The organism is Mycobacteriales bacterium (assembly GCA_030697205.1).
In the GTDB taxonomy this organism is placed as follows: Bacteria; Actinomycetota; Actinomycetes; order Mycobacteriales; family SCTD01; genus JAUYQP01.
The window spans coordinates 83,331-105,743 of the sequence record JAUYQP010000032.1 but is presented as its reverse complement, the minus strand read 5'-3'; the positions used below and the strand labels follow the sequence as shown (position 1 = coordinate 105,743).

At 73.1% G+C, this 22,413-nt stretch carries 22 protein-coding genes and 1 pseudogene; 19 read left to right on the top strand and 4 right to left on the bottom strand.

The window, feature by feature from the left end:
• Nucleotides 1-104 precede the first annotated feature (104 nt).
• Nucleotides 105-1,631, top strand: a complete 1,527-nt coding sequence (dop, locus tag Q8R60_10415) for a depupylase/deamidase Dop (protein MDP3712879.1) — start codon at nt 105-107, stop codon at nt 1,629-1,631.
• On the opposite strand, the gene Q8R60_10410 is transcribed toward dop, so the two are convergent.
• Nucleotides 1,628-2,512, bottom strand: coding sequence for a hypothetical protein (locus Q8R60_10410; GenBank protein ID MDP3712878.1), 885 nt, complete (start codon nt 2,510-2,512; stop codon nt 1,628-1,630). The two genes, dop and Q8R60_10410, sit on opposite strands and share 4 nt — an antisense overlap.
• Before the next feature lie 86 nt (nt 2,513-2,598).
• Between Q8R60_10410 and Q8R60_10405 the strand changes: the two genes are divergently transcribed.
• The 11 genes from Q8R60_10405 to Q8R60_10355 all read left to right on the top strand — a co-directional run bounded on the left by Q8R60_10405 (nt 2,599) and on the right by Q8R60_10355 (nt 12,889).
• The gene (locus tag Q8R60_10405; protein MDP3712877.1) at nt 2,599-2,949 is read left to right on the top strand and encodes a Rieske (2Fe-2S) protein; all 351 of its coding nucleotides are present in this window, start codon (nt 2,599-2,601) and stop codon (nt 2,947-2,949) included.
• Nucleotides 2,950-3,033: 84 nt separating this feature from the next.
• Nucleotides 3,034-3,255, top strand: coding sequence for a ubiquitin-like protein Pup (locus Q8R60_10400; protein ID MDP3712876.1), 222 nt, complete (start codon nt 3,034-3,036; stop codon nt 3,253-3,255).
• Nucleotides 3,256-3,564: 309 nt separating this feature from the next.
• Nucleotides 3,565-3,822: an endonuclease VII domain-containing protein gene (locus tag Q8R60_10395; GenBank protein ID MDP3712875.1), complete on the top strand. Its 258-nt coding sequence runs from the start codon at nt 3,565-3,567 to the stop codon at nt 3,820-3,822.
• A gap of 26 nt (nt 3,823-3,848) precedes the next feature.
• Entirely contained in the window at nt 3,849-4,637 is a 789-nt protein-coding gene (prcB, locus tag Q8R60_10390; GenBank protein ID MDP3712874.1) for a proteasome subunit beta, read from the top strand.
• A gap of 4 nt (nt 4,638-4,641) precedes the next feature.
• Nucleotides 4,642-5,340, top strand: a complete 699-nt coding sequence (gene prcA / locus Q8R60_10385; protein ID MDP3712873.1) for a proteasome subunit alpha — start codon at nt 4,642-4,644, stop codon at nt 5,338-5,340.
• Between the two features lie 278 nt (nt 5,341-5,618).
• Nucleotides 5,619-5,954, top strand: coding sequence for an FKBP-type peptidyl-prolyl cis-trans isomerase (locus Q8R60_10380; protein MDP3712872.1), 336 nt, complete (start codon nt 5,619-5,621; stop codon nt 5,952-5,954).
• 196 nt (nt 5,955-6,150) lie between these two features.
• On the top strand, nt 6,151-6,360 hold the full coding sequence (locus Q8R60_10375; GenBank protein ID MDP3712871.1) for a hypothetical protein: 210 nt from the start codon (nt 6,151-6,153) through the stop codon (nt 6,358-6,360).
• Between the two features lie 129 nt (nt 6,361-6,489).
• A complete protein-coding gene (locus Q8R60_10370; protein ID MDP3712870.1) occupies nt 6,490-8,301 on the top strand; it encodes a S8 family serine peptidase in 1,812 nt (603 codons plus the stop codon).
• A 4-nt stretch (nt 8,302-8,305) separates the two neighbouring features.
• Nucleotides 8,306-11,059 (top strand): SpoIIE family protein phosphatase, encoded by a 2,754-nt coding sequence (locus Q8R60_10365; protein MDP3712869.1) that lies wholly within the window; start codon nt 8,306-8,308, stop codon nt 11,057-11,059.
• A gap of 77 nt (nt 11,060-11,136) precedes the next feature.
• A complete protein-coding gene (pafA, locus tag Q8R60_10360; GenBank protein ID MDP3712868.1) occupies nt 11,137-12,495 on the top strand; it encodes a Pup--protein ligase in 1,359 nt (452 codons plus the stop codon).
• Between the two features lie 22 nt (nt 12,496-12,517).
• Nucleotides 12,518-12,889: an FKBP-type peptidyl-prolyl cis-trans isomerase gene (locus tag Q8R60_10355; protein ID MDP3712867.1), complete on the top strand. Its 372-nt coding sequence runs from the start codon at nt 12,518-12,520 to the stop codon at nt 12,887-12,889.
• Here the strand turns inward: Q8R60_10355 and Q8R60_10350 are convergent.
• From Q8R60_10350 to Q8R60_10340, 3 genes are all read right to left on the bottom strand, one after another.
• Nucleotides 12,882-15,053 (bottom strand): EAL domain-containing protein, encoded by a 2,172-nt coding sequence (locus tag Q8R60_10350; protein ID MDP3712866.1) that lies wholly within the window; start codon nt 15,051-15,053, stop codon nt 12,882-12,884. The two genes, Q8R60_10355 and Q8R60_10350, sit on opposite strands and share 8 nt — an antisense overlap.
• An 87-nt stretch (nt 15,054-15,140) precedes the next feature.
• Nucleotides 15,141-16,607, bottom strand: a complete 1,467-nt coding sequence (locus Q8R60_10345) for an adenylate/guanylate cyclase domain-containing protein (protein MDP3712865.1) — start codon at nt 16,605-16,607, stop codon at nt 15,141-15,143.
• Nucleotides 16,608-16,645: 38 nt separating this feature from the next.
• Entirely contained in the window at nt 16,646-17,698 is a 1,053-nt protein-coding gene (locus tag Q8R60_10340; GenBank protein MDP3712864.1) for a DUF3866 family protein, read from the bottom strand.
• A gap of 46 nt (nt 17,699-17,744) precedes the next feature.
• Here Q8R60_10340 and Q8R60_10335 point away from each other — a divergent pair, with 46 nt between their 5' ends.
• The 7 genes and pseudogenes from Q8R60_10335 to Q8R60_10305 all read left to right on the top strand — a co-directional run bounded on the left by Q8R60_10335 (nt 17,745) and on the right by Q8R60_10305 (nt 22,412).
• A complete protein-coding gene (locus Q8R60_10335) occupies nt 17,745-18,698 on the top strand; it encodes a WYL domain-containing protein (protein MDP3712863.1) in 954 nt (317 codons plus the stop codon).
• Nucleotides 18,695-19,639: a WYL domain-containing protein gene (locus Q8R60_10330; protein MDP3712862.1), complete on the top strand. Its 945-nt coding sequence runs from the start codon at nt 18,695-18,697 to the stop codon at nt 19,637-19,639. The genes Q8R60_10335 and Q8R60_10330 overlap by 4 nt, the downstream gene beginning before the upstream one ends.
• A gap of 166 nt (nt 19,640-19,805) precedes the next feature.
• The gene (locus Q8R60_10325; protein MDP3712861.1) at nt 19,806-20,138 is read left to right on the top strand and encodes a hypothetical protein; all 333 of its coding nucleotides are present in this window, start codon (nt 19,806-19,808) and stop codon (nt 20,136-20,138) included.
• A gap of 23 nt (nt 20,139-20,161) precedes the next feature.
• Nucleotides 20,162-20,338: a hypothetical protein gene (locus Q8R60_10320; protein MDP3712860.1), complete on the top strand. Its 177-nt coding sequence runs from the start codon at nt 20,162-20,164 to the stop codon at nt 20,336-20,338.
• 95 nt (nt 20,339-20,433) lie between these two features.
• Nucleotides 20,434-20,604: pseudogene (gene tatA, locus Q8R60_10315) on the top strand (Sec-independent protein translocase subunit TatA).
• Between the two features lie 144 nt (nt 20,605-20,748).
• Nucleotides 20,749-21,513, top strand: coding sequence for a twin-arginine translocase subunit TatC (gene tatC, locus Q8R60_10310; protein MDP3712859.1), 765 nt, complete (start codon nt 20,749-20,751; stop codon nt 21,511-21,513).
• Nucleotides 21,420-22,412 carry a YegS/Rv2252/BmrU family lipid kinase gene (locus tag Q8R60_10305; GenBank protein ID MDP3712858.1) on the top strand — a complete coding sequence of 331 codons (993 nt, stop codon included), beginning with the start codon at nt 21,420-21,422 and terminating at the stop codon, nt 22,410-22,412. The genes tatC and Q8R60_10305 overlap by 94 nt, the downstream gene beginning before the upstream one ends.
• Nucleotide 22,413: the final 1 nt, after the last annotated feature.

The following is a 22,413-nucleotide window of genomic DNA, read 5'->3' as shown; positions in this document are numbered from 1 at the left end:
GGGGATCCGCGGTTCACCGGCCCTTGCGTCATAACCCCCGCGCGGCGGCATCTCCTGAGTCCTGATGACGCAAGGGGGGCGGGGGGCGGCTTAGGCTCGGGGTCATGAGCAGCCGGCGGGTCATGGGGATCGAGACGGAGTACGGCGTCTCCGTCCCGAGCGTCGCGGGCGTCAACGCGATGGTTGCCAGCTCCCAGGTCGTCAACGGCTACGCGGGCGCGATGCCCACGCGGGACCGGCGTACCCGGTGGGACTTCGAGGAGGAGAACCCGCTGCGCGACGCGCGTGGGTTCGAGGTGGGCCTCGGCGGCTCCGACCACTCGCCCGGCGAGCCCGACGACGAGCTCGGCCTCGCCAACGTGATCCTCACCAACGGCGCGCGGCTCTACGTCGACCACGCACACCCGGAGTACTCCTCGCCGGAGGTCACCGGCCCGCGCGACGCGGTGCTGTGGGACAAGGCGGGGGAGCGGGTGATGGCGCTCGCGGCGGAGCGGGCGCTGCAGGTGCCGGGGACCGCGCCGATCCAGCTCTACAAGAACAACACCGACGGCAAGGGCGCCTCCTACGGCACCCACGAGAACTACCTGATGGCCCGTCAGACGCCCTTCGCGGAGATCGTCCGGCACCTCACGCCGTTCTTCGTCTCCCGACAGGTCGTCACCGGAGCCGGTCGGGTCGGGACCGGCCAGGACGGGCGCGGCACCGGCTTCCAGCTGTCGCAGCGCGCCGACTTCTTCGAGGTCGAGGTGGGCCTCGAGACCACCCTCAAGCGACCCATCATCAACACCCGCGACGAGCCGCACGCCGACCCGGAGAAGTACCGCCGGCTGCACGTCATCATCGGCGACGCCAACCTCGCGGAGGTCTCGACGTACCTCAAGGTCGGCACCACCTCGCTGGTGCTGTCGATGATCGAAGCGCGGTGGTTCACCGAGACCGGCGTGGACCTCGCGGTCGTCGACCCCGTCGCGTCACTGCGCGCCGTGTCGCACGACCCGTCGCTGACCCACCTGCTGACCCTGCGCGACGGCCGGCACCTCACCGCGGTGCAGCTGCAGACGGAGTACCTCGAGCAGGCGCGCAAGTTCGTCGAGGACCGCTACGGCGCCGACGTCGACCCCGAGACCGACGACGTCCTGCGCCGCTGGGAGTCGGTGCTCGACCGGCTCGCCACCGACCCGATGTCGCTGGCGCGCGAGCTCGACTGGGTGGCCAAGCTCAGCCTGCTCGAGGGCTACCGCGACCGCGAGGGATTGACGTGGGACGCCGCCAAGCTGCACCTGGTCGACCTGCAGTGGTCCGACGTGCGGCTCGACAAGGGCCTCTACAACCGGCTCGTCGCGCGCGGGTCTATGGACACGATCGTCACCGAGGACGAGGTGCAGCACGCTGTCCTCAACCCGCCGGAGGACACCCGCGCCTACTTCCGCGGGCGCTGCCTGTCGAAGTACCCCACCGCCGTCGCCGCCGCGTCGTGGGACTCCGTCATCTTTGACGTCGGCCGCGAGTCGCTGCAGCGCGTCCCGACCCTGGAGCCCCTGCGCGGGACCAGGGCCCACGTCGGTGAGCTGCTCGACGCCTGCGACACCGCGCTCGAGCTCGTCGACCGGCTGGCCGGCAAGCGCTAGCCCCGCCGTCGCGCGTCGAGGGCCAGCCGCGCTTTCTCCGCGCGGGCCTGGGCTCTCGTGACGGCCCGCTCTGCCGCGGCCCTCGCGGACGTGGTCTCGCGCTCGCGGTCGTGCACGGCTGTACGACGCTGCCGCGCCTGCGCCAGCGCCTCCTCGGCGCGGGCGACCTCCGCGTCGGCGACGGTGAGGTCCGCGGCGGCCCGGTTGGCGGCCTCGCAGGAGGTGTCGAGGGCGCGTACGGCGTCGTCGAGCCGGCCGGCGGCGTCGAGGGCGTCGGCCTCCAGCCGCTCCAGCTCCGCGCGGGCCGTGAGCTCGGCCGCCGACGGCCCCGCCACCGCGGGCGCTCTGTCACCGGTCGCCTTGCCGCCGGTCGCCTTGCCCGCGGCCGCCTTGCCCGCGCTCATCGGCACGGCCGTCGCTCCGTCGAGGTCGACACCACCGAAACCCGCGTAGGACAGCGCCCGGACCAGCCGGCCCGAACGCACCGCGTCGGCGCTCGCGGGATCGGCCAGGGCTGCATCGAGGGTCGCCTCGACCTCGCTCCGCACGGCGCCGGTGACCTCGCGGTAGGCCAGCTCGACCGCGCGCGCGGTCACTGTCCCGAGCAGCGCCCGCCTCCGCTCGGACAGGGTGCGCAGCTGCGGTCCGTCACCGGCGCGCTGAGCCTCGACCAGCGCGGGCCCCAGGGCGAGCAGGTCCTCGAGCACCGCGGGGTCGTGACGAACGAGGACGTTGACGATCCAGGCCGCGACGGTCGGTCGACGCAGCGCAGTGATGGCCTGCTTGCTCGACGGGTCGGCCCTCGCCGCGGTGCCGCGGGCGACCGTGAAAGCTTCCGGCGGCAGCGCGTAGAGCGCGTCCGCGAGCTCGTCGATCCCCATGCCGCGCAGTCTGCCGTCCGGCTGCGCTGGACAGCAGTGGGGTCGGGCGAGCAGGGTCGCTGTTCCGAACCCCACCTGGAGGCCCCGTGCCGCAGATCCCCGCCACCTCGCTCCCGACCCGTGGCGTCGCCCGCGCCGGTCGATGGACCGTCGCCGATCGTGACGGCGAGCTGCGCGCAGTCTCCTCCCGCTGCCGCCACCAGCTCGCCGACCTGTCCAAGGGCTCGCTCGACGCCGCCGGCTGCCTGGTCTGCCCGTGGCACGGCTCCCGCTACGACCTCGACACCGGCGAGATGGTCGAGGGCCCGAAGGGCTTCTTGACCTACGTCGGGAAGACCCCCGGCTACACCCAGGCATTCGCGTTGCTCGGCCGGGTCGCGAGGCTGCGCCGCCGCCCCGCCCGCCGCGACGGCTCCTGGGTCGTCGTCGACGACTGATCCACACGCCAGCCGCGCCGATGGGTGGGTGACGCTCCCGTCGCATAGGTTGCGTCACAGGGATCCCGACGGCAGGAGCGCACGATGGCGACCAAGGACAGTGGCGGCGGTCAGGAGCGGGCGAACCGCTCGTCGGACGAGGTCGAGGAGACCGGCGCCGACCCGGTCGACGCGACCAGCGACGTGCAGGAGCGCGTCGGTGCCCTCACCGACGACGTCGACGCATTGTTGGACGAAATCGACGAGGTGCTCGAGTCGAATGCTGAGGACTTCGTGAAGGGATACGTTCAGAAGGGGGGCCAATAATTGAGCGATTCGCCTCGCGCGGGCCGCAAGGTTTGCCCAGATTGCAAGCAGGCGAAACAAGTCAGTGACTTCTCTAAGAATGCCGGGCAGCCAGACGGCCTGCAGTTCTACTGCAAGCAGTGCTTCTCCTTGCGCGCTGCGGCCACGTACCGACGCCGACGAGAGCGTGCCGGGCACACGGTGCGAGCCAGGCGCCAGGATCCCGAGGGTCACAAGTACTGCCCACGATGCACGTCGGTCCTACCGCACAATCGGTTCTCGAAGGCGCCGCGGCAGCCTGGCGGGCTCAATGCCTGGTGCAAGGAGTGCGTGGCCGCCAAGGCGCGAGAGACGCGCTTCCTCAAGGTCTACGGACTCACTCTGACCCAGCGCGACGCTCTCATCGACGCCCAAGGCGGGCTCTGCGCCATCTGCCAGAAGCACGAGGCGGTCCATGTCGACCACGACCACGTGACGGGCCAGGTGCGCGGGGTGCTTTGCTTCCGGTGCAACGCCGCGCTCGGCCAGGTCGCAGACTCCTCTGAGACGCTGCGCCGGATGATCGAGTACATCGAGAGGACGTCGTGACACAGGCACCAGGGGAGTCCGGGCGCTTGCCCGCCCACTACACCGCACCGGCGGGCAGCTTCGTGGAGTTCCTCGGAGCGGCAGCGCCGGACCTGCTCCCGTCGCGGCTGACGCTGCCGTCCGGCACTGTGGACGCGCCGCACGGCACGACGATCGTCGCGGTTACGCACGCGCACGGCGTGGTGATGGCCGGGGACCGCCGCGCGACGATGGGCAACATCATCGCCCAGCGCGACATCGAGAAGGTCTTCCCCGCCGACGAGTACTCCTGCGTGGGCATCGCCGGCACGGCGGGCCTCGCGATCGAGATGGTGCGGCTGTTCCAGGTCGAGCTCGAGCACTACGAGAAGCTCGAGGGCAGCGTGCTGAGCCTCGACGGCAAGGCCAACCGGCTGTCCGCGATGATCCGCGGCAACCTCGCGATGGCCATGCAGGGCCTCGCGGTCGTGCCGCTGTTCGCCGGCTACGACCTCGACGCAGGCATCGGTCGGATCTTCAGCTACGACGTGACGGGCGGGCGCTACGAGGAGCACAGCTTCCACAGCGTCGGCTCGGGCAGCGTCTTCGCCCGCAGCGCGCTGAAGAAGCGCTTCACCGAGGGCAGCACTGAGGCCGAGGCGGTGGCGCTGTGCGTGGACGCGCTCTACGACGCCGCCGACGACGACAGCGCGACCGGCGGCCCCGACCTCACCCGCAAGATCTGGCCCGTGGTCATGAGCGTGACCGACGAGGGGCTGCGCAGGCTGCCCGACATCGAGGTCGGCGCCGTGGTCCAGAGCGTCGTCGACGCCCGCATGACGAACCCGGGGGGCTGAGCCGATGAGCACGCCGTTCTACGTCTCGCCCGAGCAGGTGATGAAGGACAAGAGCGACTACGCCCGCAAGGGCATCGCGCGCGGTCGCAGCGTCCTGACGATCACCTACGCCGACGGCATCCTGTTCGTCGGCGAGAATCCCTCCAACGCGCTGCACAAGATCTCCGAGATCTACGACCGCATCGCCTTCGCCGCGGTCGGCAAGTACAACGAGTTCGAGAACCTCCGGCTCGCGGGTGTCCGCTACGCCGACCTCCGCGGCTACCAGTACGACCGCCGCGACGTCACCAGCCGGGGCCTCGCCAACGCCTACGCCCAGACCCTCGGCACGATCTTCACCGAGTCCGGCAAGCCCTACGAGGTCGAGCTCGTCGTCGCCGAGGTCGGCCAGACCGCGGCCGACGACCAGATCTACCGGCTCACCTACGACGGCAGCGTGGCCGACGAGCACGGCTTCGTCGCCATGGGCGGCAACGCCGAGCCCATCGCCACCTGGGTCAAGGAGCACCACGACCCCACCGCGCCGCTCGCCGACGTGCTCAAGCTCGCCGTCACCGCGCTCGCGCAGCCGGTCGCCGACGGAGCCGAGGCCCGCACCATCGCGGCCGAGGACCTCGAGGCCGCTGTCCTTGACCGCACCCGACCCCGGCGCGCCTTCAAGCGCCTCGTCGGCGCCCCGCTCGAGAGGCTGCTCGCCCCGTGAGACGCGCACTGACCACAGCACGGCGTACGACGGTCGTCGTGGCCCTGCTCGTCGGGCTGGCCGGCTGCGGCGATGAGGCCACCGACGCCCTCGAGGACCCAACGGTGCAGAGCGCACCCAGCACCAGCGCGCCCATCCAGGGGCCGGGCCTTCCGACCGGGGCGCCCGCGCCTGGTGACGCGGCGTCCTGCGACGGAGCGCCGGCCCTCTCGCCCGCCGCGGCCGGGAGCACCACCGACCTGACGAAGAAGCCGACCGTCCCGAAGGGCCCCGCGACGGTGGAGGCGCTGGTCGTCGCCGATGTCGTCACCGGCACCGGGACGACGGCCTGCGCGGGCTCGGCGCTCACGGTGCGCTACGTCGGGGTCCTCGCCGCAGACGGCAAGCAGTTCGACGCCTCCTGGGACCGCGGCCCCGACTCGACCTTCCCCTTCACCCTCGGCGAGGGCGCGGTCATCCAGGGCTGGGACCGTGGCCTGGTCGGTATGAAGGTCGGTGGCCGGCGCCAGCTGACCATCCCGGCCGAGCAGGGGTACGGCGCGGAGGGCTACCCGCCCGACATCCCGGGCGGAGCGTCGCTGGTCTTCGTCGTCGACCTGGTGAAGGTCGAGTAGCAGCGGGGTACGCCGTCTGCAGGGCGCCACCTCCAGCGGGACCGCCCGCGAGACCGCCCGCGGGTACTGACTGCTCCGATCGGCCCAGCAGCCGCGTCGGGCCGATGCGCCGATCGGGTGGACTCTCGGCCGCTCGCTGCAGAACACTGCTCCAGGTGGCCGAGGCAGAGAGCACACCTCAGCCTCGGGAGGCCCCGTGCCCGCTCTCGCCCTCGCTCTCACCGACGACCGTCTCGTCGCCGCCATGCGCGACCTGGTCATCGCCACCAACCGGCTGGAGCACCACGCAGGCCGTGGCGAGCTCGACCTCGCGACGATGGACCGGTTGCAGGCCGAGCGCGACGAGGCGGGGACGGCACTGCAGGAGGCACTGCTGGAAAGAGGTTGGCGACGACCGACCTGGTGATGTGACGGGCATCTCACGACATTGGCGCAGCATGCTGCGTTTCGCTCGTGGGAAGGCCGGGTAATCCGGCCGGACGGTGCTGGTCGTGACCACGAGCGGTCACAGCCCGTGGCTCAGGGGGGACGTTCGGTGACGAGAGCTCCACAGGTCGGAATCGCACTGCTGCTCGGCACGTGCGTGGTGGTGGCCCCCGCCGCGACCGCGGCCCCGCTGGCGCAGGGCGCACCGGTGTCCCAGGGTGCACAGGCCACCGCACCCGTTCGGGTCGTGGTGCAGGCCGACTCGGTCGAGGCCGCCGCGCAGGCGGTGCGTCGGGTCGGTGGCAGCGTGACGCGCGAGCTGGCGATCGTCGACGGTGTCGCTGCCAGCATCCCCGTGGACGCGCAGCCACGGCTGGCTTCCTCCGCCGGAGTACGGGCCGTCACCCCTGACGCGAGCGTCCACGTCCAGGCCGACCCGTCGACCGCCACGGACACGTCCTCGTCGTACCCCCGGCCCGTGGTCAACCGCGAGACCAACGCCGAGGCTGCGCACGCCCTCGGGATCACCGGCAAGGGCGTCGTCGTCGCGCTGCTCGACACCGGCATCACCCCGTCTCCCGACCTCATGACGAGTGACGGGTCGCGCTCGCGGGTCCTGCCCGTGGAGGACCCGCTTCCGGCCGACCGCAGCAAGGCCGTCGAGTCGCTGCCGAACGACCTCGGTGCGTCCCTGCCCGACGTCGACGACGTGGCCCCCCGCCAGCGGGCCACGGTGGCCTGCGTGAACTTCTCCGGCGAGGCGAGCTGCGACGACAGCTACGGCCACGGCACCTTTCTCGCCGGTCTGATCGCCGGCAACGGCGCGCAGTCCGGCGGCCTCTACAAGGGCACGGCCCCCGACGCCGATCTCATCAGCGTCAAGATCGCGGGCAGGGACGGATCGGCGGACGTCAGCAAGGTGCTCGCCGGGATCCAATGGGTCACGTCGTTCGCGCCGCGCTACGGCATCCGCGTCCTCAACCTCTCGCTCGGCACGGACAGCCCGGTGTCGCACACCGTCGACCCGCTCAACCTCGCCGTGCAGCGGGCCTGGGCCTCCGGACTCGTCGTCACCGTCGCGGCGAGCAACCGCGGACCGTCCGCCGGCACGATCAGCAAGCCGGGCGACGACCCGCTCGTCATCACGGTGGGTGCGGTCAACGACCGCGGCACGCCGGCCGTCGACGACGACCGCGTCCCGGACTTCAGCGGCCGCGGGCCGACCCGCCACGGGATCGCCAAGCCTGACCTCGTCGCCCCCGGCGCGAAGGTCGTGTCGCTGCAGGCCCCCGGCTCGGCGCTGGCGGCGATGCCCGGTGCGCCTAGCGGGCCCTACCGCGCCGGCTCCGGGACCTCGATGGCGACCGCCGTGACCTCCGGCGCCGTCGCGCTGCTGCTGCAGCAGCGTTCGACGCTCACGCCCGACGCGGTGAAGACCCGGCTCACGGCTGGTGCCCAGCGCATCCAGGCCCGTGACCCGCTGGTGGTCGGCGCAGGGCTGCTCGACATCGTCCGGGCGGGACTCAGCACCGCGGCCGTCGTGTCCCAGGTCCGCGACGCTTTCGAGACGGTCGGGTCGCTGCAGGGCAGCCGCGGCACAGTGCTGGTGACCCCAACGTGCACGACGGGCGACCCGCTCGACCCGGTCCGCGACGTCTTCTGCCCCGAGCAGCTGGCAGGACAGACGACCGGCCAGCTGCGGGAGTTCGACCCGCAGGAGTTCCGCGACAGCGAGTGGACGGGCTCGAGCTGGTACGAGAGCCAGTGGACGGGCAGTAGCTGGTACGGCTCGAGCTGGTACGGCTCGAGCTGGTACGGCAGCAGCTGGTACGGCGAGACCGACGACGGCAGCTCGTCGGGGGAGAGGACGTTCTTCGGCGTACCGCTCCCCGGTGGTGCCTGGTACGGGGCCTGGGACTAGCCGGATGACGTCAGTGCGCCGACCCGTCGCGGTCGGAGCCTTTGTCCTCGGGCTGGCGGTGGCTGCGAGCGCGGTCACCGTCGGGCTCGTGGTCGACGACGCCCGGGGACCGGGCGACCCCGCCCCGCTCGTGCTACCCGTCCTGGCACTGCTGGTCGGGCTGGCCGAGTTCCTCCAGGTCCGCTTCCGGCTCGGCCGCCACGTCAACGGCCTCAACCTCGTCGAGGCCGTCCTCGCCCCCCTGCTCTTCGCCTTTGCCGGGTGGCAGGCCGTCGCCGCGGTGGCGTCCGGTCAGGCGGTCGCCGGACTGCTCCGCCGCAACGACTCCCTCAAGCTGGTCTTCAACGTCGCGCAGTGGTCGCTCGCGACAGCACTCGGTGCGACCGCCGTGCACGCTGTGGGTGGCGACGGGTTCGACGTGCGCGGGCTGCTCGGCGTGCTGCTCGGACTCGCATTGGTCGCCTTGGTCAACCACGCGGCCTTCGCAGTCGTGCTGGCGATCAGCAACGGCGGGGGCGTCGGCGCGGTCCTCACCGGACTGGCACCGGTCGTGCTGCCCGGGTGGCTCGGCGGCCTGGCCGTCAACGCAGCCGTGGGCCTGCTCTTCACGGCGTCCTACGACGGACACCCCGCGACCGTGCCCGTCTTCGCCGTCCCCCTCGTCCTGCTCCACCTCGCCTACCGCGGCCAGGCGGCGGCCCGCGCCGAGCGGGCACGGGTCGCAGGGCTGCAGCGGGCGGCGTCCGCGCTGAGCCAACCGATCGACCCGCGCGAGGCGATCGGCGCCTACCTCCACGAGGTCGCCGCGACCTTCGACGCGCGGCTCGTCATGCTGGTCCTGCGCACGGACGGCAGCCGGGAGGTGCACCGCCTCGAGCGGGCCGTCGACGGCTCGCTGGCCGGCGAGCCGACCGTGCTCGTGGAGGGCGACGACGCGCTGTCGCTCGCGGGGGTCATGGCTGCGCTGCCGGGCCCGGTGGAGGTGCGGCGCACCGACACCGGCCCGTTGGCGCTCGCGCTGGCGGGGGAGCAGGGGCGGGACTGCCTGGCCGCCCCGCTACGCGACGACGCCCGCCTCATCGGGGCGCTGCTGGTGGTGGACCGCGCGGGCTTCGAGTCGGCGGGCCGCGAGGAGATCGCGATCGTCGAGGCCCTCGCCCGGGAGGCCACGAGCGCGTTCGCCAAGGGCCGGCTGCTCGCCACGGTGCTCGAGGAGCGGCGCAAGCTCGACGAGATCATCAGCTCGACGTCAGACGGCATCGCGACCCTCGACGAGGACGGCACCGTGCTGTCGTGGAACCCCGCGCTCGAGCGCATCACCGGGGCGCTCGCGGTCGGCGTGGTCGGTCGACCGGGTGCGCTGCGACGTCTGCACCTCACGACCCGCACCGGGCTGCCGGTCGACCTCGCCAGCTGGACGACGCGCGGTGACCTTCCCTCCGAGGTGCTGGTCCGCGGACCCGCCGGCCCACGTCGCCTGGCCTGCAGCTACTCCACCGCCGAACGGCTGGGGGAGCAGCCCACCCTCGTCGTCGTCGCCCGTGACGTCACGCCCGCCGAGGAGATGGAGCAGCTGCGCGCGCAGTTCCGCCAGCTGGTCGAGATGGAGGCCGCGCAGCGCGTCGTCGTCGAGCACCTGCAGGAGGCAGTCATGCCGCCGCGGCCCGACGTCGACGGCGTCGAGCTCGGGGTCACCTACGTCGCCTCCGACCCGTCGTCTCCCACGGGCGGGGACCTCTACGACTGCCAGGTCCTGCCCACCGGCGAGCTGCACCTCGCCGTCGTGGACGTCCTCGGGCACGGGGTGCGCGCGACCCAGGACGCCCTCGCGGTCGTGCACGCGCTGCGCAACGTCGTCTTCGACGGCACCCCGCTGCAGGACGTCGTCGGCCGCTGCGACGAGCTGCTAGGCCGCCAGGACCCCGAGCTCGTGGCGACCGTGGTGCTCGCCCGCTACCAGCCCACGACCGGGCGGTTGCTCGTCGCGAGCGGTGGCCACCCGCCGCCGCTGGTCGTCGGGTCCGACGGCCAGGTCCGCCAGGTGGTCGCGCACGGCGGCGCGATCGGCTGGCCGGGCGCCGGCAGCGACGACGTCACCGAGACCTGGCTCGCCCCGGGCGACTCCCTGCTGCTCTACACCGACGGCCTGGTCGAGTCCACGCGCGACATCCTGCAGGGCCTCGAGGACCTCGCCGAGCACGCGGGCACCGTCGCGAGCCTCGACGCCCAGTCGCAGTCGGCTTCGCTCGTCGAGGCGGCGCTGCGCGAGGGCGACCGTCGAGACGACACGCTCGCCCTCGTCCTTCGTCGTACGGTCGCTGCGGTCGTGGCCCCGACCGCGCGCTGGGACGTCGGTGCCGGGCCCGAGGGCGCGGCCGCCGCACGGCGGCAGCTGACCGCGTGGCTGCGGGCCCGCGCCGTCGACGCCGACGACGCCGCGCTGGCCGCCGGTGAGCTGCTCGCCAACGCGGTGCGCGCCGCCCGCTCCCGGGTGGAGCTGTCGGTGTCACTCGAAGGCAACCGGCTCGTCCTGCAGGTCGACGACGACGGGCCGGGGCTCGACGGCCTGCCGTCGCGAGCCGTCGCGAGCAGCGAGAGCGGTCGCGGGCTGCACATCGTGCAGGCCGTGTCGGAGGACCTGCAGATCAGCGGCGACGCCACGGGCACCCGGGTCATCGCCGTGCTCGAGCTGCGGAAGGTCCCGACCCCGTGGACCGTGCCGGCACCCGCGACCGGCCGGGAGACCAGCGCGGTCTGAGCCGGAGCGCCGATCCATTGCGGTGCCTGACGAGGGTCGCGCGGACGTGCGGCACTGTGACCTGTAGCGTCCGGAGGGTGGACCGCCGGATCTTCGGGATCGAGAACGAGTACGGCGTGACGTGCACGTTCAAGGGGCAGCGCCGGCTGTCGCCCGACGAGGTCGCCCGCTACCTCTTTCGCCGGGTCGTGAGCTGGGGGCGCAGCTCCAACGTCTTCCTCAAGAACGGCGCGCGGCTCTACCTCGACGTCGGCAGCCACCCGGAGTACGCCACCCCGGAGTGCGACGACGCGGTCGACCTCGTCACGCACGACAAGGCGGGGGAGCGGATCCTCGAGGGCCTGCTCATGGACGCCGAGCGCAGGCTCCGTGAGGAGGGCATCGCCGGCGACATCTACCTGTTCAAGAACAACACCGACAGCGCCGGCAACTCCTACGGCTGCCACGAGAACTACCTGGTCGGACGTCACGGCGAGTTCAGCCGCCTCGCGGACGTGCTCATCCCCTTCCTCGTGACCCGCCAGATCATCTGCGGCGCGGGCAAGGTCCTGCAGACGCCCCGCGGCGCGGTCTACTGCGTCAGCCAGCGGGCCGAGCACATCTGGGAGGGCGTCTCGAGCGCCACGACCCGCAGCCGCCCCATCATCAACACCCGCGACGAGCCCCACGCGGACGCCGAGCGCTTCCGCCGGCTGCACGTCATCGTCGGCGACAGCAACATGAACGAGGTCACGACGCTGCTCAAGGTCGGCACGACCGACCTCGTGCTCCGGATGATCGAGGCCGGGATCGTCATGCGCGACCTGACCCTGGAGAACCCCATCCGGGCGATCCGCGAGGTCAGCCACGACATCACCAGCCGGCGCAAAGTCAAGCTCGCCAACGGCCGCGAGGCCACCGCGCTCGAGATCCAGCGGGAGTACTACGCGAAGGCGCAGGACTTCATCGACCGCCGTGGCGGCGACGCGACCGTGAAGCGGGTGCTCGACCTGTGGCGCCGGACGCTGGAGGCCATCGACACCGGCGACCTGTCGCTGGTCGACCGCGAGATCGACTGGGTCACGAAGTACCAGCTCATCGAGCGCTACCGCGCCAAGCACGACCTCCCGCTCTCGAGCGCCCGGGTCGCCCAGCTCGACCTCGCCTACCACGACGTCAACCGCCACCGGGGCCTCTACTACCTGCTGGAGAAGAAGGGCGCTGTCGAGCGGGCCACCACGGACCTCGCGGTCTTCGAGGCCAAGTCCGTGCCGCCGCAGACGACCCGCGCCAAGCTGCGCGGGGAGTTCATCAAGCGGGCCCAGGAGAAGCGCCGCGACTTCACCGTCGACTGGGTGCACCTCAAGCTCAACGACCAGGCGCAGCGCACCGTGCTGTGCAAGGACCCCTTCCGCTCGGTCGACGACCGGGTGGACAAGTTGATCGCGTCCATGTGACGCCCCGAGCAAGGAGCACGAGTTGAGCAGCAAGCCCGAGGTCACCATCCCCGAGGGTGCCCCTCCGACCGAGCTGGTCATCGAGGACCTCACCGTCGGCGACGGCACCGAGGCCACCGCCGGCACGACCTGCACCATGCAGTACGTCGGCCACTCCTGGTCGGCCGGCAAGCAGTTCGACGCGAGCTGGGACCGCGGTGAGCCGTTCACCTTCGCGCTCGGTGCCGGGCACGTCATCGGCGGCTGGGACAAGGGCGTCGCAGGCATGAAGGTCGGTGGCCGTCGCAAGCTGACCATCCCGCCGGACCTCGGCTACGGCGCCCGCGGTGCCGGGGGCGCCATCGGCCCCAACGAGACGCTCGTCTTCGTCGTGGACCTGCTGCGCGTCAGCTGACGGCCAGCCCGCTGGTGCGGACCCGGGCCCTCGGGCCCGGGACGCTCCAGCGGCGCAGGAACTCCTTCAGCGGCACGCCCCGACCGAGGTACCACCCCTGCACCAGCCCGACTCCCACCTCGGACAGCGTCGCGAGCTCCGCGGCCGTCTCGACGCCCTCGGCGATGACCGTCGAGCCGATCTCGTGGGCGAAGGTCGTGAGGGCGGTCGCGAGCGCGAGCTGATTGGGGGCCGTGTCGATGCCGCGCACGAGCGAGATGTCGAGCTTGAGCACCTCGGGCTCGAGCCGCACGACGTGGCGCAGGCTCGCATAGCCCGCACCCGCGTCGTCCACCGCGACCCGGGCACCCCGCAGGCGCAGCGGTGCGAGCGCGCGCAGAAGGGCGTCGTAGTCGGCGATCTCCTCGTGCTCGCTGACCTCGAGCACGAGCCGGCTCACGTCGACGTCGGCGAGCGCCGCCTGGAGCGCCGGCGTGCACAGGGTGGTGGCGGAGAAGTTGAGGGCGAGCCACCCGGGCAACCTCGACAACGCCGCCAGGGCCTGTCGCGCGGTCGCGAGCTCCAGCTCGACGGTGAGGCCGACCGAGGCCGCGTCGGCGAACCACTGGTCGGCGCCGCGGACCGGCTCGAGCTGGAAGCGGGCGAGCGCCTCAGAGCCGACCACGCGTCCGTTCAGGTCGAGCACCGGTTGGAACACCATGGTGGTCGCGTCGCCTGCCAGCGCGGTGTCCAACCGTCGCAGCACGGACCTGCGCGCGAGGCGGCTGGTCTCCTCGTGGGTGAGCACGCGGGCCATGCTCTGGGCGATGGCGGTGAGGGCGTCCGCGTCGCGCTGGGAGAGCGAGGCGTCCGGCATCGGTGACAGCGCGCACAGCGTGCCGTACAGCCGCCCGCCTGGCAGCACCACCGGCACCCCGACGTAGGACCCGATCGGAAGGGCCCGGGTGATGGCCAGGGCCATGGCCTCGGGTTCCGCGGCCGTGTCGGGGATGACCGGGGGCAGCCGGCCGTCGAGGATGCGCTGGCACAGCGTGACGTCGAGGTCCTCGACCGCACCGGGCCCGATCGGAAGCGGGTGCTCGGAGGAGATCGCGCGCATCACCCGAGCCCCCTGGGTGAAGGCTCCGAGGAAGGCGATGTCGGCACCGACCTGACGGCGGGCGAGGTCGAGCAGCTCCGACAGGACCGGGTCGTCGTGCGTCGGCACCTCCCAGGCGGCCCCGTCCAGCGGGAGCCGTGCAGCCGGGTCGCCCTTGCTCGCGCGGACCTTCTCGTCGGCGCGGTGCCAGGCGCTCATCAGGTCGTCGCGCCTGGTCGCGCTGCCCACCGCAGCCCGGACGCCCACTGCGTCGAGCGCAGCACGCAGCTGACGGACGCGGGCCTCTGCCTGCGGCCGGTCGCACTCCACGAGGAGCAGCCCGAGCTGGTCACCGGAGATGCGGGCGAGCAGGTCCTCGGCGCGGCTGCTGTCCCGCAGGACCTGCGCCGCCGCACGCAGCACCGCGTCTCCGGCCTCGTGACCCAGGGTGGCGTTGACCTCGGACAGGCCGGCCAGGTCGACGACGACCAAGGAGCACGGCAGGCCGTAGGTCGCGCAGCGGGCCTCCTCCGCCGAGAGCGCGCGGTCCCAGACCGCGCGCGGGAGAGCACTCGTGACGGGGTCGGGTGCCGCCGCGGAGAGCAGCAGCCGCCGGTCCTCCCGAAGAGAGCCCACCTCGGAGGAGAGCAGGGAGCCGAGCAGCGCGGCCAGCAGCGACACGTGGCGCTCCTGGGCAGCGAGCTCCGGGCCACGGGCCCGGGGGCTCCCGGCGCAGAGGGTCCCCAGCAGCTCCCCGTGGTCGTCGCGCATCGGCACGCTGACGATGGCGCCGAGGGACAGCCCGAGGTGGGCAGCGGCCGTGGCGTAGACGGGCACTGCGGACACGTCGGGCGCGACGGTCGGTGCCTCGCCCGACGCCACCCGGCTGCACAGCGAGTCGCTCCAGGGGATCGACAGCCCCTCGGTCAGGCCGAACGCGTCGTCGTCGACCTGCAGCAGCAACCAGGTGTCGCCGACCTTGCGGGACACGAAGGCGACCTCGAGGTCGAGCTGTTCTCGCAGGTGAGCGAGGACCTGCCGCGCCGCGCGGCTGAACGCGGGACCGGCCGAGGAGTCAGGGCTCACACGACGACCATCGGCACACCCCTACCCGCTCGCAAGCAGAGTCCGGCGGGACCACCCGGGCGCGCGTCGTCCAGTGGCCCGCCGTGACTACGGGCCCTGGTGCTGAGGGTCCAGCGGAGCGTGCAGGACGGTCGACGCGGTCCGGCCGCGCAGCACGACCCGCTCGCCGGGCAGCCACCGCTCGGCCTCGCCTGCCTCGGCCCGCCCGACGACGGCACCGTCCGCCAGGATCCGACCCGGCTCCTGCTTCGCGAGCTCGGTGAGCCGGGCCGCGGCGTTGACCGGGTCGCCGATGACGGTGTACTCGAACCGCGACGAGGCCCCGATGTGGCCGGCGACGACGGTGCCGCCGCTGATGCCCACCGCGGCCTCCAGCGGCAGCGGCTCCAGCCGCGCGGCCAGCGCCCGGCCGGCCCGCAGCACCGCCGTCCACGGGTCGTCGAGGCCGACGGGCGCGCCGAAGACGCACAGCGCGGCGTCGCCCTCGAACTTGTTGACCCAGCCGCCCTCTGCCTGGACCGCGTCGACGACGACACCGAAGAAGAGGTTGAGGGCGCTCACGACGTCCTCCGGGTCGCTGCGCGCGGCAAGGGCGGTCGAGCCGACGACGTCGACGAAGAGCACCGCGACCTCGCGCCGCTCGCCGCGCAGGTCGACGCCCCGCTCCAGCGCCAGCCGGGCGACGTCGCGGCCCACCTGCCTGCCGAAGAGGTCCTGCAGCCGGTCCCGCTCCTGCAGGCCGAGGACCATGGCGTTGACGCCGCTCTGCAGCTGGCCGACCTCGCTCACGTCGTCGACATCGACCCGCACGCTGAGGTCGCCCGCGGCGACGGCGGCCAGGGCCCGCGTGACCGACTGGACCGGGTCGCTCACCGACCGCGCGGCGACCAGCATCGCGAGCAGTCCCACCCCGAGGGCGACCACGCAGAGGAAGAGCACCGCGGGAGGGTCGAGACCCCCGTCGTCGGCCGGGTCGAGGACACCGATCACGATCCCCGACACCGGCACCGCGGTGCCGAGCGCCCACGACAGCAGGATCCGACGGCGTACGCCGAGGACCACCGGTGGCGGCTCGACCTGGTCGCGCATCGCCTCGGCGACGAGCGGGCGGACGGCGCGCTCCGCCAGCAGGTAGGCCAGCGCGCAGGTGGTCAGTCCGCCGAAGCCGATGGTGGACGCGATGTCGAGCGCCCGGTTGACGTCGTTTCCGAGGTTGATGGACACGAAGACGACGACCGCGACGCCCCACAGGACGCCGTAGAGACGGACGCACCGCGCCGGGAGGCGCAGCGTCGTACGCCTGTCCTCGTCGTCGAGGACGTGCGCCTTGCGGAACCACCGCAGGATCCGCCGCTGCAGCACCACCGAGCCGACCGTCCCGACGACCAGCGAGAAGACGAGGTAGGACGCCGCGACGATGCTGTTGACGAGCTCGAGGTCGGCGCTCATGGCATCGGGCAGCACGAAGGTGAGGTAGACGAAGACGACGAGCGCGCCGAGGGTGTTGGCGCCGAACATCGACACCGACATGACGAGCACGAAGCGGCGGGCCACGGCACGGCGGTACGCCGGGGCGACCTGCCCGGACACCGTCACAGGAGGGTTGCGGCGTGCCGGCCGGCCGCCGCCGCCGCGACGAAGGCCACCGGGTCGTCGTCGAGGCCGCGGCCCATGGACGACAGCGGGACGGGGCCGGCCCGCAGGGCGTCGAGCAGGCCGTCGTCGTCGACCGTCACGACGCGGTGGCGGGCGAAGGCGGTCGGGTCGACCAGCGCCGCCCACGACGACGGGACGACGACGTCGGCGGGGGAGAGGGCGACCCGGCCGTAGGCGGTGAGCGAGTGGTGGGACACGCCGCGGTGGCGCTCGCGCGGGTCGGCCTGCGACATCCGCAGCGTCGCGACCGGCCGGGCGCCGACGGCCGCGGCGGCGTTGACAGCCTCGCCCGCCGCGACCCCGGAGAAGCCCCACGGGGTGCCGGTGCCGAGGTTGCCGGGACCCTGGGTGACCACGACGACCTCGGCGTGCAGCACCCGCACGGCGACCAGCAGGGCGCTGTGGACCGTGACGGCCTCGCCGTCGCCGCCGTAGGCCTGTCCGGCGGTGACGGTGCCGCAGAGCGACGGGCGCAGGGCCGCGACGGTGCGGGAGAAGGCAAGCGGCAGGGTGCCGCCGTCGGTCATGACGTAGGCCACCCGGGTCCCGGGCCGGTCGTGCAGGACCCCCGCGACGACCGCGGGCAGGGAGGAGTGCAGGTCGGCGACGACCACCGGGGTGCCGGGCAGCGGGCCGTCGTCGGTGAGCAGTGCGTGGGCGGGGGAGTCCTGCTCGTCGGTGCCGAGCACGACGGTCTGCAGCGGTGTGTAGCGGGCCTTGACGAGGTGGCCCGGGCCCTCGCGGTCGGGCGGCAGCCGGTCGGGGACCGCGATGACGAGGGCGTAGCCGCCGGTGCCGAGGCCCAGGCCGAGCGCCGTCGCGTTGAGCAGGACCGCGTCGCCGGGCGCTGGGGTCCCGACCAGGTCGGTGTAGGCGAGCGCGCGCAGGCGGCCGCTCGGGGCCGGGCCCTCGACGTCCACGTCGAGCTCGACCGCTCCCGGCCAGGAGCGGCCGGTCGCGGCCACGGTCCCGCGCCGCCAGACGATCACCGGACCCTCCCGCGCTCAGGCACGCCGGCAGGCTAGCGTCGCCGCCGTGGCAGCGAAGAAGACCGAGCGGCTCCTCAACCTCGTCATCTGCCTGCTCCACACCCGCCGCTACCTGTCGGTCCAGCAGATCCGCGACGCGGTCCCGGGCTACGAGCAGGGCTCCGAGGAGTCCTTCCGGCGGATGTTCGAGCGCGACAAGGAGGAGCTGCGCGAGCTCGGGATCCCCTTGGAGACCGGCACCGACAGCCACGCCCACGACGACGAGCCCGGCTACCGCATCGCGCGGCGCGACTACGAGCTGCCGCCGATCACGCTGCTGCCCGACGAGGCGGCCGCGCTGGGGCTGGCCGCCCGCCTGTGGCAGTCGGCCCCGCAGGCTGCGGCGACCGGCTCGGCGCTGCTGAAGCTGCGGGCGGCCGGTGTCGACGTCGTCGAGGCCCGCGGCGCCCTGGAGCCGCGGGTCGGGGCGAGCGAGCCCGCCTTCGAGGCCTGCTGGTCGGCCGTGCGCGACCAGCAGGCGATCCGCTTCGACTACCGCCGCCCGGGTGGTCAGCCCGCCGAGGAGCGCGTCGTGGAGCCGTGGGGCGTCGTGTCCTGGCGCAGCCGGTGGTACCTCGTGGGCCACGACCGCGCCCGCGAGGCCGAGCGCGTCTTCCGGCTGTCACGCATCGAGGGCGCGGTGCGACCCGAGGGCGCCGCGGGTGCCGTCGTCGCACCGTCGGTCGACCTGCGGGCCATCGTCGCCCGGCTCGCCGGAGACGAGCCCCGGGCCACCGCGACCGTCCGGTTGCGCGCGGGCGCGGGCTGGGAGCTGCGCCGCGAGGCGACCGCCAGCACGCCCGACGGCGACGGCTGGGACGTCGTCGAGCTCGGCTTCTCCGACCCGGAGCGCTTCGCCGACCGGGTCACCGGCTTCGGGGCCGACGCGGTCGTGCTCGCCCCGCCCGAGGCTCGCGCGGCCGTCGTGCGCCGCCTCACGGCACTGGCGGGTGCCCGGTGACCGGCGCGCTCGGGGACCTGCCGAGGCTGCTCGCGCTCGTGCCCTACCTGCAGGCCCACCAGGGCGTCCGGCTCGCCGACGTCGCGGCCGACTTCGGCATCACCGAGGAGCGGCTGCGCCGCGACCTCAACCTGGTGTGGCTGTGCGGGCTGCCGGGCCACAGCCCCGGTGACCTCATCGACCTCGAGTTCGAGGGCGACACCGTCACGCTGCTCGACGCGCAGGGCGTCGACCGGCCGCTGCGCCTCACCGTCGACGAGGCCCTCGCGCTCGTCGTCGCGCTGCGCACCCTCGCCGAGACGCCCGGCCTCGCCGACCGCGACGCCGTCGATCGCGCCCTGGTCAAGGTCGAGGAGGCCGCCGGCGCGGCCGCCGAGCAGGCCCAGCGCGTCGAGGTCGTCGTCGAGCCGGAGGCGGTGCTGCTCAGCACCCTCACCGACGCGCTCGAGCGCGGCCGCCTCGTGCGCCTCGACTACGACGTCCCGGGGCGCGACGAGCGCACCACCCGGCTGGTGGACCCGATGCGCCTGGTCGTCGAGGGCCGCAGCTACCTCGAGGCCTGGTGCCGGCTGGCCGAGGGCGTCCGGCTCTTCCGACTCGACCGGATTGCCGGGGTCGAGGTCCTCGACGAGGCCGCGGCCGTCCCGCCCCACGCGGAGAGCCGCGACCTGTCGCAGGGGCTCTTCCAGCCCGGCCCCGACGACGACCTCGTCACGTTGGCGCTCGGACCGGGTGCCCACTGGGTCGCCGACTACCACCCCTGCGAGACCGTGGAGCAGGTCGGCAGCGAGCTGCTCGTCGGGCTGCGCACGCCCGACCACCACTGGGTCCGGCGGCTTGCCCTGCGCCTGGGCGATACCGGTCGGGTGGTCGCGCCGGCCGCGCTCGCCGAGCAGGTCCGCGCCGACGCCGCGGCCGCGCTCGCGGCGTACTCCTCCTGAGCCTCGCTGCTGCGCCGAACGGCCCTGCGCCCGACCTGGACCTCCTGGACCGGGTCGTAGTCACTCCGTGCCATCCCTGCGGATGGTCGTCAAGCGATCGGCCGGATCTGCCGATGCCGCTTGTGCCGCACCACCGGCGCGACACCTGGCACCCGAGGAGACCGCGATGACGACCATCAAGGCGAGCTGCCCCACCTGCGGCGAGGTCGAGCTGACCCCCGCGGACGTCGCGCTCATGGTCTGCAGCCACGCACCGCTCTCCTACTACCGCTTCGACTGCCCGACCTGCGCCGACGAGATCCGCAAGCCGGCCGACGACCACGTCGTGTCGCTGCTGGTCAGCGGTGGCGTCCCCGCCCAGGTCTGGGACGTCCCGGCCGAGGCCCTCGAGCCGCACCCGGGCGCCACGCTGTCCTACGACGACCTGCTCGACTTCGCGCTGCAGCTCGGCGAGACCGACCTCATCGCGTCCCTCGCCGGCGCCTCCGTCAGCCCGTAGGCCCCACTCGGTAGCCTCGACCCGTGGTCTGGGTCGCGGGAGTCCTGCTCGTCCTGGTCACGCTCGTGCTCTTCGGGGCGCTGGCGTGGCGGCTCTGGGGCGCCGTGAAGGCGCTCGGCGGCTCGGTGAGCCGCATCAGCGAGGTCGTCGACCGCGCGAGTGCCGGGCTCGAGGTCCAGCAGCCGCCCACCCGGCGCTGACTGGTCGCTGCCGGTCCACTCGGCGTTCGCCGTGAGGACGCTCGACAGCCACGGTCCGGCGTAGGCTGGCGACAGGCCCAACCAGGAGGTACGTCGTGCCCAACCTCGGCACCACCGAGATTCTCATCATCGCCGTGGTCGTCATGGTCCTGTTCGGCGCGAAGAGGCTGCCGGACGCGTCGCGCTCGCTGGGTCGCTCGCTGCGGATCTTCAAGGCCGAGACGAAGGGCCTGCGCGAGGACGGCACGTCGGAGTCCGACACCTCCCTCCCGCCGGTCATCGCGGACAAGAACCGCCAGTCCGACCAGAGCAACCCGTAGGTGGGCCGACCCGCCACCCCCCGCCCACCCGGGCCGCCCACCGCGCCGCCGTCCACCGAGGAGACGCTCGGGTCGTCCGGTGACGGTCGGATGAGCCTGATCGAGCACCTCGTCGAGCTGCGCAACCGCTCGGCCAAGTCGCTCGCGGCGCTCGCGGTCTGCGTGGTCGTGGTGTTCGTCTTCTGGGAGCCGGCCTACGACTTCCTGCGCCAGCCCTACTGCGACACCCGCGCCGGCGCGGAGAACTGCGACCTCACAGCCTTCGGGATCTTCGACCAGTTCAAGGTCCGGCTGCGGGTCGCCTTCATCGGCGGCGCGATCGTCTCGTCACCGGTGTGGCTCTACCAGCTCGGGGCTTTCATCACCCCGGCGCTGCACCGCAAGGAGAAGAAGTACGCCGCGGGCTTCCTCGCCGCCGCGTTGCTGCTCTTCCTCGTCGGGACGACCTTCGCCTACCTCACCGTCAGCCGCGGGCTCGACTTCCTGCTCGAGGTCGGTGGCGGCGACATCAACACGCTGCTGTCGATCCAGAGCTACCTGTCGTTCCTCACGCTGTGCCTGCTCGCGTTCGGAGTGGCCTTCGAGTTCCCGGTGCTGGTGCTGTTCCTCAACGTCGTCGGGGTCTTCCCGTCGTCGAAGATGCGCGCCTGGCGCCGCGGGATGATCCTCGGGATCTTCACGGGCAGCGCGCTCATCACGCCGTCGCAGGACCCGTTCACGTTCTGCTTCATGGCCATCCCGATCTACCTGCTCTACGAAGCCTGCATCGTCATCGCGCGGCTGCGCGAGCGCGCCCGGCGCGGCAGCGGCGAGGACTACAGCGGGCTCGCCGACGACGAGGTGTCGGCGCTCTGACCGGCGCTCCGAGCGGGCTCGGGCGGGTCGCGCTGGTCGTCAACCCGGCCAGCGGCAAGGGCCGCGCGGGCAGGGCGGCCGACGTCGTCGAGCAGCACCTGCGCGCCGCGGGCACCTCCGTCGTCCGCGTCGTCGGCCACGACGGGCCCGATGCCGCGCGGCTGTGCAGCGAGGCGGTCGCGCAGGGCGCCGAGGCGCTCGTCGCGGTCGGTGGTGACGGGATGGCCCACCTGGCGCTGCAGGCCGTCGCGGGGACACCCACGGGCTTCGGGCTGGTCCCGACCGGCACCGGCAACGACCTCGCGCGGGCCCTCGGACTGCCGCTCGGCGACCCCGCCCGCAGCGCCCAGCTGCTGCTGACCGCACCCGCGCGCCAGGTCGACGCGGTGCGGTGCGGCGACCAGTGGTGGGCGTGCGTGCTCGGCACCGGCTTCGATGCCGCGACCAACGACCGCGCCAACCGGATGCGCTTCCCCCGCGGCCGTCGGCGCTACGACGTGGCCGTCGTCGCGGAGCTCATGAGCTACCGGCCGAAGCGCTTCCTGCTCGTGCTCGACGGGGTGCCACGCCAGGTCGACGCGATGCTCGTCGCCGTCGGCAACGCCCCGTCGTACGGCGGGGGCATGCGGGTCTGCCCCGACGCCCGGCTCGACGACGGCCTGCTCGACGTCGTCGTCATCGGGGAGATGTCGCGCAGGCGCTTCCTGCGGCTGTTCCCGTCGGTCTTCCGGGGCGGCCATCTCGCGGCGCCGGAGGTCTGGACCGGGCGGGCCCGCGAGGTCCGCATCGAGGGGGACGCGAGCGTCTACGCCGACGGCGAGGCCCTCGGTCGGCTGCCGCTCACGACAACGGTGGTCCCCGGCGCGCTGCGCGTGATCGGGACACCTCCAGCGACGTAGG

Coding starts and splice junctions, on each gene's coding strand:
- dop (MDP3712879.1), top strand. CDS start 105: ATGAGCAGCCGGCGGGTCATGGGGATCGAGACGGAGTACGGCGTCTCC.
- Q8R60_10410 (MDP3712878.1), bottom strand. CDS start 2,512: ATGGGGATCGACGAGCTCGCGGACGCGCTCTACGCGCTGCCGCCGGAA.
- Q8R60_10400 (MDP3712876.1), top strand. CDS start 3,034: ATGGCGACCAAGGACAGTGGCGGCGGTCAGGAGCGGGCGAACCGCTCG.
- prcA (MDP3712873.1), top strand. CDS start 4,642: ATGAGCACGCCGTTCTACGTCTCGCCCGAGCAGGTGATGAAGGACAAG.
- Q8R60_10365 (MDP3712869.1), top strand. CDS start 8,306: ATGACGTCAGTGCGCCGACCCGTCGCGGTCGGAGCCTTTGTCCTCGGG.
- Q8R60_10325 (MDP3712861.1), top strand. CDS start 19,806: ATGACGACCATCAAGGCGAGCTGCCCCACCTGCGGCGAGGTCGAGCTG.
- tatC (MDP3712859.1), top strand. CDS start 20,749: ATGAGCCTGATCGAGCACCTCGTCGAGCTGCGCAACCGCTCGGCCAAG.